The organism is Agreia sp. (genome assembly GCF_964263775.1).
Taxonomy (GTDB): Bacteria; Actinomycetota; Actinomycetes; order Actinomycetales; family Microbacteriaceae; genus Agreia.
In genome coordinates this window covers 1-10,567 of the sequence record NZ_CAXVWM010000205.1, presented here as the reverse complement: position 1 = coordinate 10,567, position 10,567 = coordinate 1, and the positions used below count along the sequence as shown (strand labels likewise).

The 10,567-nt window shown below is 67.4% G+C and carries 9 protein-coding genes and 1 pseudogene; 5 read left to right on the top strand and 5 right to left on the bottom strand.

Annotation, left to right across the window (positions count from 1 at the left end; all coding sequences use genetic code 11):
- Positions 1-211: 211 nt before the first annotated feature.
- Positions 212-496 carry a GNAT family N-acetyltransferase gene (locus ACE5CZ_RS14475; RefSeq protein ID WP_374948030.1) on the bottom strand — a complete coding sequence of 95 codons (285 nt, stop codon included), beginning with the start codon at positions 494-496 and terminating at the stop codon, positions 212-214.
- 43 nt (positions 497-539) lie between these two features.
- Between ACE5CZ_RS14475 and ACE5CZ_RS14470 the strand changes: the two genes are divergently transcribed.
- The gene (locus ACE5CZ_RS14470) at positions 540-1,418 is read left to right on the top strand and encodes a DNA-methyltransferase (protein WP_374948029.1); all 879 of its coding nucleotides are present in this window, start codon (positions 540-542) and stop codon (positions 1,416-1,418) included.
- A 105-nt stretch (positions 1,419-1,523) separates the two neighbouring features.
- Here ACE5CZ_RS14470 and ACE5CZ_RS14465 read toward each other — a convergent pair whose 3' ends face one another.
- Positions 1,524-3,071 (bottom strand): MFS transporter, encoded by a 1,548-nt coding sequence (locus ACE5CZ_RS14465; protein ID WP_374948028.1) that lies wholly within the window; start codon positions 3,069-3,071, stop codon positions 1,524-1,526.
- Positions 3,072-3,207: 136 nt separating this feature from the next.
- Here ACE5CZ_RS14465 and ACE5CZ_RS14460 point away from each other — a divergent pair, with 136 nt between their 5' ends.
- Positions 3,208-3,840 (top strand): TetR/AcrR family transcriptional regulator, encoded by a 633-nt coding sequence (locus ACE5CZ_RS14460; RefSeq protein ID WP_374948027.1) that lies wholly within the window; start codon positions 3,208-3,210, stop codon positions 3,838-3,840.
- Between the two features lie 60 nt (positions 3,841-3,900).
- On the opposite strand, the gene ACE5CZ_RS14455 is transcribed toward ACE5CZ_RS14460, so the two are convergent.
- The 3 genes from ACE5CZ_RS14455 to ACE5CZ_RS14445 all read right to left on the bottom strand — a co-directional run bounded on the left by ACE5CZ_RS14455 (position 3,901) and on the right by ACE5CZ_RS14445 (position 8,549).
- On the bottom strand, positions 3,901-4,830 hold the full coding sequence (locus tag ACE5CZ_RS14455; protein ID WP_374948031.1) for a LacI family DNA-binding transcriptional regulator: 930 nt from the start codon (positions 4,828-4,830) through the stop codon (positions 3,901-3,903).
- A 420-nt stretch (positions 4,831-5,250) separates the two neighbouring features.
- A complete protein-coding gene (locus ACE5CZ_RS14450; protein ID WP_374948026.1) occupies positions 5,251-6,678 on the bottom strand; it encodes a glycoside hydrolase family 1 protein in 1,428 nt (475 codons plus the stop codon).
- A gap of 2 nt (positions 6,679-6,680) precedes the next feature.
- Positions 6,681-8,549: an MDR family MFS transporter gene (locus ACE5CZ_RS14445; RefSeq protein WP_374948025.1), complete on the bottom strand. Its 1,869-nt coding sequence runs from the start codon at positions 8,547-8,549 to the stop codon at positions 6,681-6,683.
- Positions 8,550-8,733: 184 nt separating this feature from the next.
- On the opposite strand from ACE5CZ_RS14445, the gene ACE5CZ_RS14440 reads away from it, so the two are divergent.
- The 3 genes and pseudogenes from ACE5CZ_RS14440 to ACE5CZ_RS14430 all read left to right on the top strand — a co-directional run.
- Positions 8,734-9,573 (top strand): D-alanyl-D-alanine carboxypeptidase family protein, encoded by an 840-nt coding sequence (locus ACE5CZ_RS14440; RefSeq protein ID WP_374948024.1) that lies wholly within the window; start codon positions 8,734-8,736, stop codon positions 9,571-9,573.
- A gap of 37 nt (positions 9,574-9,610) precedes the next feature.
- Entirely contained in the window at positions 9,611-10,288 is a 678-nt protein-coding gene (locus ACE5CZ_RS14435; RefSeq protein WP_374948023.1) for a CatA-like O-acetyltransferase, read from the top strand.
- A 43-nt stretch (positions 10,289-10,331) separates the two neighbouring features.
- Positions 10,332-10,567, top strand: a pseudogene (locus tag ACE5CZ_RS14430) (GNAT family N-acetyltransferase); the annotation flags it as partial.

Genomic DNA, 10,567 nt, shown 5'->3' with positions numbered 1-10,567 from the left:
CCGCTGCGCAGCCAGACCGGACTGTCGCGAGCCGAGATCATCGACAGGATGATCGCCACCTTCACGGGCCTCTACGGGGCAACGCCCGGCGACATCACCGATGAGGAGTACGCCAAGGCCGAAGAGCTCGTGCGCACGAAGTTCAGCACGCCCGAGTGGATCGGCCGCGTGCCGTAACGCGTCGCGAGTCCCGCAGTGCGTCGCGCGCAGTTCAGCGCGTCGTGAGCGGCTTGTACTCGTCGTGGTTGTCGATGTAGGTCGCGACGAACGGGCAGGCGGCGATCACGCGCTGCGAGCCCTCGGCGATCTGGTCGAGCACGCCCTGCACCAGCACGCTGCCGAGCCCGCCGTGCTGCTTGCTGGGATCGATCTCGGTGTGCGTGATGGCGATCGCGTCGCCCCGCAACTCGTAGTCGGCGAGGCCGACCTGTTCATCGTCGACCCAGAGGGTGTAGCGGCTGGCATCGGGCTCATGGCGCACTTCGCGGCTCTGCATTCAACGAACGATACGCCTCACGAAGACCTGCCACAATTGCAGGATGCCCGACCACGCGCTCGACCCGGCATCTGGCCACGGGGTCAGCCGGGTCATCCAGGGCGACAACCTGCCCGTTCTCGCCGGCCTGCCCGACGAGTCTTTCACGCTGATCTATCTCGACCCGCCCTTCAATACGGGCCGGGTGCAGAGACGCCAGTCCACGACATCCGTTCGCACCAAGGCGGGCGTCGGCTCAGTGATCGGATTCAAGGGTCGAAGCTACGAGCGCATCAAGGGCGATCTTCTGGCGTACGACGACGTCTTCGAGAACTACTGGGAGTTCATCGAACCCCGCCTGCTCGAGGCCTGGCGCCTGCTTGCTGGCGACGGAACGCTCTACCTGCACCTCGACTACCGCGAAGCGCACTACGCTAAAGTGCTGCTCGACGCGCTGTTCGGCCGGGAGTGCTTTCTCAACGAGATCATCTGGGCCTACGACTACGGGGCCAAGTCGAAGAGCCGGTGGCCTGCGAAGCACGACACTATTCTCGTCTACGTCAAAGACCCGGCGAGGTACTACTTCGACTCGTCGACCGTCGATCGGGAACCGTACATGGCTCCGGGCCTGGTCACGGCCGAGAAGGTCGCGCGCGGCAAGCTGCCGACGGATGTGTGGTGGCACACGATCGTCTCGCCGACGGGACGTGAGAAGACCGGCTATCCCACCCAGAAGCCCGAGGGCGTCTTGCGCCGCATCATTCAGGCGTCGAGCCGCGAGGGCGACTGGGTGCTCGACTTCTTCGCCGGAAGCGGCACGACCGGCGCGGTCGCCCACGCGCTCGGTCGCCGGTTCGTGCTGGTCGATGAGAACCCCGAGGCCATCCAGGTGATGCGCGCCCGCCTGCCCGACGTGCCCGTCGTGGTGGCCCCGGCCAAGTAGCCGCCGCGCACGAACACATCCGCGGCCGGCCGGCGCATCCGCTGCCGGTCGAGGGGCAGCGGATGCGCCGAACAGGCGCGGACAGCGTCGGTGCGGGCGAGGCTCCTAGTGCACCGGCATCGGCACGTCGGCCGCGGCCGAGTCGGATGCGCCGGCCCCGGCGGCTGCTGCGGCTGCGCTGTGCGAGAGCAACAGGCCCTGGCCTCGGCGACGGAACAGCAGCGCCGAGACGACTGCGCCGACCGCGAAGAACCCGGCACCCCACCAGTAGGCGGTCGAATAGCTGGCGATGGCGGCGTTCGCCGCGACCTCCGCCGTGGCCGGCGCGTTCGCGGCGAGGTAGTCGGCGGCGGCGGTGGCGGCCAGGGTGTTCAGCAGTGCCACGCCGATCGAGCCTCCGACCTGCTGGCTCGTGTTGACCATGGCCGACGCGACGCCGGCGAACTCGCGGTCGACGCCGAGGGTGGCGGTCTGCATCGAGGCGGGCATGATCGTTCCCATGCCGAAGCCCATCACCATCAGGGCCGGCAGCACGTTGGCCGCATAGCTGCTGTCGAGGTCGAGGCGGGTGAGCAGAATCATGCCGATCATGGCGAGGATCATGCCGGCCGGCACCATGATCTTCGGGCCGAAGCGCGGCACGAAGATGTTCGTCGACAGCTGCGCGGCGAGCACGAGCATGGCGATCATCGGAAGGAACGCGAGGCCGGTCTGAATGGGCGAGAAGCTCAGCGAGGCCTGCAGGTAGTAGGTGACGAACAGGAAGATGCCGAACATTCCGGCACCGGCGATGAGCACGGAGGCGTAGGCCGCACCGCGGTTGCGGTCGAGCACGATCTTCAGCGGAAGAAGGGGGTGGGCGGCTCGGCGCTGCCACAGCACGAAGGCGACGAGCAGCACGGCGGCACCCGCCAGCATCCCCCAGGTCAGCGGCGAATCCCAGCCGTCGGTCTCGGCGTTCGCGAAGCCGTAGACCAGGCCGAAGAGTCCGCCGGAGATGAGCACTGTGCCGGGAATGTCGAGCTTCGGACGGGGGCCGGTGCGCTTCGACTCGGAGACGTAGATGGCCGCGCCGATCACGCCGATGACGGCGATGAAGACGTTGATGTAGAGATTCCAGCGCCAGTCGAAGCGCTCGGTGAGAAAGCCGCCGAGCAGCAGGCCGACGGCACCGCCGGCTCCGGCGATCGCTCCGAAGATTCCGAACGCGCGGGCACGCTCTTTCGGAATGGTGAAGGTGGTGGTGAGCACGGCGAGGGCGGTCGGGGCGAGCAATGCGCCGAAGACTCCCTGCAGCGCTCGGGCGGCGACCAGGGTTCCGAAGCTGTCGGCCGCGCCTCCCAGTGCCGAGGCCACGGCAAAGCCGATGAGCCCGATGATGAACGTGCGCTTGCGGCCGATGAGGTCGGAGAGGCGGCCACCGAGAAGGAGGAGGCTGCCGAAAGCGAGGGAGTAGGCCGTGACGACCCACTGGCGGTCGCCGTCGCTGAAGCCGAGGTCGGCCTGGGCTGCGGGGAGCGCGATGTTGACGACGGTGGAGTCGAGCACAACCATGAGCTGGGCGAGGGCGACGACTGTGAGCGTCAGCCAGCGGCGATTGGAGACCTGTGCGGCGTCGGAGACGCGCGAGGGGGAGGAGGAGGTCTGGGTCATTCGTCCAGCATATACGAAACTGTCGAGTTCCGGATAGTCCTAGTTCCGGATTTCACAAGTTTCGGATCTCGGTAGTTCTCTAATTGCTAGAGTAGTCGGAGAAGTACGCAGAAAGCTACAGAAGGAGACGGCCGCAATGACGCAGCTCGACGACGTTCAGACAGTTCATGACGCTCCGAAGCTCGGGCGCAGGCGTGATCCGGCAAAAGACCAGAAGATTCTGGATGCCGCGGTCGAGGTTCTGGCTGAGACAGGCTTCGACGGCATGACCATCGACATGGTCGCCTCCCGTGCCGGCGCGGGCAAGGCCACGGTGTACCGCCGGTGGGCCTCGAAGAACGAACTCGTGCTCGACGCGGTCGCGTGCATGAAGAAGAGCGACCTCGACACTCTGCAGATCGCCGACACGGGAACGTTGCGCGGAGATCTTGTCGCGATGATCCGTCCGCCCTCGATCCATGACGCCGAGCGCAAGCTGAAGGTCATGGCGGGACTGGCGTCGATGCTGTCGAGCGCCCCCGAGCTCGCGGATGCGGCCAACGACGCCATCGTCGAGCCCCGTGCCCGCATCAACCGTGTGCTGCTGCGCCGCGCAATCGAGCGGGGCGAGATCGCGGCCGACGTCGACATCGAACTCATCTCGCTGATCTCCCCCTCGATGGTCGCCTATCGCACGCTCATCATGCGCAAGCCGGTCGACCGCGAGTTCTTGATCACGCTCATCGATGGCGTGATCCTCCCCGCAGCAGGCTTGCCCCGCGCCGCCTGATCAGCGCCGCGACACCGACGACTCCCTGATCGCCAGGCTCGTCGGCATGATCGTGGCGTGCTAGATGCTCTGCCGAGCGATCAGTCGAACGAGCGCCGCGGCCATGCCCGCCCCGAGTTGTGACGACGGCTGGTGCACGGTGGTGAGCGTGGGGCTGAGCGCGGATGCGAGCGGATCGTCGCCGAAGCCTACTACGGCGATGTCGCCCGGAATCGTCAGCCCGCGCTCCCGAAGCACCGGATACGCCCCGGCCGCCATCTGGTCGTTCGCGAAGAACACCGCGTCGATCGTGTCGTCGCGCTCGAGGAGCCGGCGCATCGCATCCGCCCCCGACGCGGCCGAGAACCCGCCGATCTCGACGAGGTCGTCGGCGAGCCCGGCGGCATCCATGGCGTCTCGCCAACCGTGCAGCCGGTCGACGCCGGGCGGCATGTCCTGCGGGCCGGCGACGGTGGCGATGCGGGTGCGACCGAGAGCGATGAGGTGCTCGGTCGCCGACCGCGCGGCGGCCACATTGTCGACATCGACGAAGTAGCTGTCGCCGAGTTCGGGCGTGATGGGACGACCGCCGAAGACGATCGGAAGCTTCTGGCCGAGGCGCGTGTACGAGTGATCGCCGGAGTGGTGCGACACGACGAGCGCTCCGTCGACGTTGCCGCCCAGCAGGTAGCGCCGGGTCTTGTCGCTCGACGTCTCCGACGAGATGAGCAGGTTGAGCGTGTAGTCGGTGTCGTTGAGGTAGACGGCCACGCCCTGGATGACTGCCGCGAAAAACGGGTCGCTGAAGACGATCGACGTCTGCTCGGGAACGACGAGAGCGATCACATTCGTGCGCCGACTGGCCAGGGAGCGGGCGGCCCTGTTGGGAACGTAGTTGAGCTTCTCGATGGCCGCATTCACGACGGCGGTCACCTGCGCAGTCACGGCGCTCGATCCGTTGACGACGCGCGACACCGTGGCTCGCGACACGCCGGCCTCGTGCGCCACCATCTCGAGCGTGGGCGCCTGCGGGGCCGCTTCGTGCGGGGTCGCTTCCTGCCCGGCGGCTTCCTGCTCGGGGAGGTCGATCGACATGGACGGCGCCCTTCCTGCCTGGAGGATCCCAGTCTAGAAGCGCGAGACGACTCGAGCGGCGCCGACGACCCGTCACTGAGGTGCGGGATCTGGCCGCATCCACACGCCGTGAAGCGGCCACTTTCCGCACCTCAATGCCCGGTCGCCGCACTTGAGTCCCGCCGACCGCAAGCACCGCATCCCTTTCGCGGATGAGGAAAAATTCGCGACACCCCGCGCCGACCGCGTTCTCACACGGGGTGTCGCAGGTTTTTCCTCATCCGCGAACGTGAAGCGGCGGCTGGCTGGGCCGAATCAACGACGGCGAGCCGGATGCGCGGGCGCCTCGCCGCGCGGCTACTCGGCGGCGGGCCGCCCCGCGAACACGGCCGCGAACGCTCGCCCGGAGTCCTTGATCGTGCGCTCCTGCGTGTCGTAGTCGACGCGCACGATGCCGAAGCGCTTGTCGTAGCCCCAGGCCCATTCGAAGTTGTCGAGCAGCGACCACACGAAGTAGCCTCGAACATCCGCGCCCTCGGCGATCGCCTGGGCCACGGCCGACACGTGCGCCAGAATGAACGCCGCACGCTCGGGGTCGTGCACCTGGCCGTCCGACGACACGACGTCGTCGTAGGCGGCCCCGTTCTCGGTCATGTACAGCGGCGGCAGGGTCGGGTACTCGGAGCCGAGCCGCACGAGCAGGTGGCGCAGTCCGTCGGGGTTCACCTCCCAATCCATGGCCGTGCGGGGCAGGCCGCGGCTCGGAAACGTCAAGAACTCCGACCCGATGAACGGCGACGAGAGCGGCCGCCCGGTCTCGACCAGGTGGGGGTCGATCGCGCCGTCGTCCAGCGGATGCCCGCTGACGACGTCGTCGTGGTAGTGGTTGATGCCCAGAAAGTCGATGGGCGCCGAGATGATCTCGAGGTCGCCGTCGTGCACGATTTCAGACAGCCGGATGCCGGCGGCCGCCAGGTCGTCGCTGACATCGGCGGGGTAGGCCCCGCGCAGCACGGGGTCGAGGAAGATGCGGTTCATCATGCCGTCGAGGCGGCGTGCCGCGTCGAGGTCGACGGGGTCGCCGGCGTCGGCCGGGATGGCGTTGGTCAGGTTGTAGGTGACGCCGAGGTTCTGCGCGCCGAGCTCGCGCAGCCGGTTCACGGCGAGACCGTGCGCGAGGTGGTGGTGGTGCACCGCCTGAATGGCGGCGAGCGGCTCGCGGCGGCCGGGTGCGTGCACGCCGGCGCCGTAGCCGAGCAGGGCCGAGCAGAACGGTTCGTTGAAGGTGGTCCAGTGCTCGACGCGGTCTCCGAGCACCGCGTAGACGCCCTCGGCGTAGTCGCGAAAGCGGTAGGCGGTTTCGCGGTTCGCCCATCCGCCCTGCTCTTCGATCGCCTGCGGCAGGTCCCAATGGTAGAGGGTGAGCCACGGCAGGATGCCCGCGCCGAGCAGCTCGTCGACCAGGCGGGAGTAGAAGTCGAGGCCTGTGCGGTTGAACTCCCGGTCGCCCGGCTTGATGCGCGACCAGCTCGTCGAGAAGCGGTAGGAGTCGAGGCCCAGCTCCTTCATGATCGCCACGTCGTCTGCGACGCGGTGGTAATGGTCGACCGCGACCTCGGGGGTGTCGCCGTTGATGACCGCGTTCGGCACGCGCGCGAACGCGTCCCAGACGGAGTCTTCTTTGCCGCCCGAGTGCGCGGCTCCCTCGATCTGGGCGGCGGCGGTGGCCGAGCCCCAGATGAAATCGGGCGGGAAGGACGCGAAGGTGGGTGTGTCGAGCGACATGGCTACTCTCGCGGCTTCTGCGCGGGCACGCTTGCCGTCGTGGGCTCGATCATCGCCCCGGCCTGGCCGGCGGCACGGGATGCTTCGAGCTGCATCTCGAGGGCGGCCGCGTCGTCACGGTCGGCGTCGGAGGATTCGGTCGACGACGCCAGCGCCGCCGCGTCCTCGGAGGCCTCCTGCAGGGCCGACTTCTGGCGCAGGGGAGTCGCCTTGAGAAACCAGCTGAGCAAGAATGCGAGAAGCACGACGCCGAGGCTGATGTAGAAGCCGGTGACCATGGCGCTCGAAAAGCCCTCGAGGAACGGGCGGGCGAGGCGGGGGTCGATCACGTTGAGGAACGAGGTGTCACCGTTCAGCGCCTGGCCGAGGGTGTTGGGCTGTTTGGATTGCGCCAGCTGAATCTGCGTGAGCACGTCGGTGTTGGCCGCAACCGCGACCACCTTCGGGTCTTGGCTGGCGGCGGTGATGCCGGCCACGACATCCGGATTGCCGAAGGCGGTCTTGATCGCGTCGGGGGCGCGGGAGAAGACGACCGAGAAGATCACGGCCGTGCCGAGCGTTCCACCGATCTGCCGGAAGAAGGTCGCCGCGCTCGTGGCCACGCCGATGTCGCGCGGGCCGACCGAGTTCTGGCTCGCAATGGTCAGCGTCTGCATCAGCTGTCCGAGCCCGAGGCCGAGCATGAGCATGCCGCCCATGATGAAGACGACGCCGCTGGTCGCGGTGGCGAAGGTGAGGTAGAAGAACGCCACCGACATGAGGAACGTGCCGACGATGGGGAAGATCTTGTATTTGCCGGTGCGGGCGATGACCTGCCCGGAGACGATCGACGCGATCATGAGGCCGACGACCATGGGGATCATCAGGAGGCCGGACTCGGTGGGAGTCGCCCCGTTCACGATCTGCAGGTAGAGCGGGAGGGTGAGCATGCCGCCGAACATGCCGAAGCCTACGAGGGTGCCGATGACGCTCGCCATCGAGAAGGTGGAGGAGCGGAACAGCGACAGCGGAATCAGTGCATTGCTGCCCATGCGGCGCTCGACGAGGATGAACGCGATGATTCCGACGACGCCGATGATGTAGCAGGCGAACGCCCCGACCGAGGACCAGCCCCAGTCGCGGCCGTTCTCGGCGACCAGCAGCAACGGAGCGATGCCCATGACGATGAACGCGGCGCCCCACCAGTCGATGCGGGTGTCGCGGCGGGTGTGCGGAATGTGCAGGAAGCTCACGACGAGCACCATGGCGATGGCGGCGACGGGCAGGTTGAGCAGGAAGATCCAGCGCCATCCCGTGATGAAGAAGATTTCGCTCGTGCCGGAGATAAGTCCGCCGAGCAGCGGGCCCAGCACGCTCGATACGCCGAACACGGCGAGAAAATAGCCCTGGTACTTTGCGCGTTCGCGGGGGGCGAGGATGTCGCCCATCACGGTCAGGGCGAGCGACATGAGTCCGCCGGCCCCGAGGCCCTGGATGGCGCGGAAGCCCGCGAGCTCGAGCATCGAGGTCGAGATGCCGGCCAGCAGCGAGCCGAGGATGAAGATCGAGATGGCGATGATGTAGAGCGGGCGACGGCCGAAGATGTCGCTGAGCTTGCCGTAGATCGGAGTGGCGATGGTCGAGACCACGAGGTAGGCGGTTGTGACCCAGGCCTGCTGGTCCTGGCCCTTGAGGTCGTCTCCGATCGTGCGCATCGAGGTTCCGACGATCGACTGGTCGAGTGCGGCCAAAAACATTCCGGCCATGAGCCCGACGATGATGAGCTTGATCTGGCGGGGCGAGAGCACTCCGCCCGATTCGTTTGCGGCCCGGGCTCGGTCTGCGCCGGAGGTTCTTGCGCGGCCGGAGGCAGCGTCGTTCGTGCGTGACATGAGCATTCCTGACCAGAGAAGAAAGCGCGCACAGACAGAGCGTCGACAAACCTGCGCGAAGTGCAAAGTTACACCCCGTGCAGCCGCTTCTCAACCGACTGCCCCGTATGGTGGGATGGTGACCGACCTGAGACCGCGCCGAGATTTGCGGCGCCGCGAACCCTCTCGTCGCTCCAAGACGCGCGTGCTCATCGCCGGCCTCGCCGCGATCGTGCTGGTCATCGTCGGTGAGACCGCACTGTTCACCGCGACGAACACGCAGAACGGCGGCACGGCATCCATAGTCGCCGATGCGAAACCGCAGGTCGCCCGCCCGCCGGCGACGGCACCCATGATCATCCCCGCGCCCACTTTCTCGACGGGCGCGACCGAGCCGGTTCAGCCACCCGCCCCGGCCGCGTTCGACAAGACGGCACGCTCGATCGACGACCCCACGAGCATCTGGTTCGTCGTCAACAAGACGCGGCCGATTCCGGATGCCGCCGCCTACGTTCCGCCCGATCTGGTCGCCCTGCGCGGCGACATCCCCAACCCGAACGGCTTTCCGCTCCGCCAGGAGGCGGCCGACGCGCTCGCCGTCATGGCCGATGCGGCGACCGCCGAGATCGGCCAGCAGCTCGTGGCGCAGAGCGGCTACCGCTCCTTCGGCGTTCAGACGAACGCCTACAACCGCTACGTGGGCCAGCTCGGCACGGCCGGCGCCGAGCTCACCAGCGCGCGCCCCGGCTTCAGCGAACACCAGACGGGCATGGGCATCGACATTCTCGCGGTGGGCAGCGGATGCCCGGTCGACGGTCCGTGCTTCGGCGACACGACCGCAGGCCAGTGGCTTGCCGCCAACGCCTACCGCTTCGGATTCCTGCTGCGGTATCCGGCCGACAAGACCGCGGTCACCGGCTACGAATACGAGCCGTGGCATTTTCGCTACATCGGGGTAGACCTCGCCGCAGAGATGCACACCCAGGGCGTCACCACGCTCGAGGAGTTCTTCGGCCTGCCCGCGGCCCCCGCCTACCTCGACTAGCTCACGAGGCGCGACGGCTGCCGTTACGGTTGATGGCATGACGGATGCCGAGCTGCGCAGGGTCGACCTCGATTCGTGGCCTCGGCGCGAGCACTTCGAGCACTTCGCTCAGAGCTCGCCCTGCCTGTGGTCGCTCACCACGCACGTCGACGTGACACAGCTGGCCGCCCGGCTGCGTGCGTGCACGCGCAAGACCTATATCGCGCAGCTCTGGATGCTGGCCACCGTCGTCAACAACCACGACGAGTTCCGCATGGCGTTCGACGCGCAAGGCGAACTCGCCGTGTGGAACGTCGTGCATCCGTTCTTCACCGTCTTCAACCCCGCGGCCGAGACGTTCTCGACGGTGTGGGCCGAGTACTCGCCGAACTTCGGAGAGTTTCACGATCGAGCGGCGCCGATTCTGGCCGAGTACAGATCGTCGACGGCGTATGCGCCGCAGCAGAACGTTCCGGCGAACACGTTCGATGTCTCGAGCATGCCGTGGCTGTCTTTCACCAGTCTCGACCTGCAGCTCAAAGACGCGTGGAGCTACCTGACGCCGATCTTCACCATCGGCCGCTACGACGAACGCGACGGCCGGGTGCTCATGCCTCTGGCTGTGCAGGGCAACCACGCGACCGTCGACGGATTTCATGTGTCGAGGCTGATCGGCGAGGTGGCCGCCCTCGCGGCCGATCCCGACTGGGTCGCCGGCGCCGGCGCCGACTCCTGACCGTGCGCGGGTGCGTGCGGTCGCCATCTGAAAGGACGCACCCATGTCAGAACACGCGGTCCGCGAGCTGTGCTCGATCACGCCGCGTGACGCAGGCGAGGTGCTCACTCTGCAGCGCGCGGCGTACGCCACCGAGGCGCAGCTCTACTTCGATCCGCACCTGCCCGCGCTGACTCAGAACCTCGCTGAACTGAGCGCCGAACTCGAGGGCCCGGCCCTGGGCATCCGGCTCGACGGGCGGCTGGTCGGAGCTGTTCGGTGGACCGTGCACGAGGGCGT

Excerpts from the sequence above, each read along its gene's own strand:
- ACE5CZ_RS14450 (WP_374948026.1), bottom strand. The coding sequence starts at position 6,678 with ATGTCGCTCGACACACCCACCTTCGCGTCCTTCCCGCCCGATTTCATC.
- ACE5CZ_RS14435 (WP_374948023.1), top strand. The coding sequence starts at position 9,611 with ATGACGGATGCCGAGCTGCGCAGGGTCGACCTCGATTCGTGGCCTCGG.
- ACE5CZ_RS14445 (WP_374948025.1), bottom strand. The coding sequence starts at position 8,549 with ATGTCACGCACGAACGACGCTGCCTCCGGCCGCGCAAGAACCTCCGGC.
- ACE5CZ_RS14475 (WP_374948030.1), bottom strand. The coding sequence starts at position 496 with ATGCAGAGCCGCGAAGTGCGCCATGAGCCCGATGCCAGCCGCTACACC.
- ACE5CZ_RS14455 (WP_374948031.1), bottom strand. The coding sequence starts at position 4,830 with ATGGTGGCGCACGAGGCCGGCGTGTCGCGAGCCACGGTGTCGCGCGTC.
- ACE5CZ_RS14465 (WP_374948028.1), bottom strand. The coding sequence starts at position 3,071 with ATGACCCAGACCTCCTCCTCCCCCTCGCGCGTCTCCGACGCCGCACAG.
- ACE5CZ_RS14460 (WP_374948027.1), top strand. The coding sequence starts at position 3,208 with ATGACGCAGCTCGACGACGTTCAGACAGTTCATGACGCTCCGAAGCTC.
- ACE5CZ_RS14470 (WP_374948029.1), top strand. The coding sequence starts at position 540 with ATGCCCGACCACGCGCTCGACCCGGCATCTGGCCACGGGGTCAGCCGG.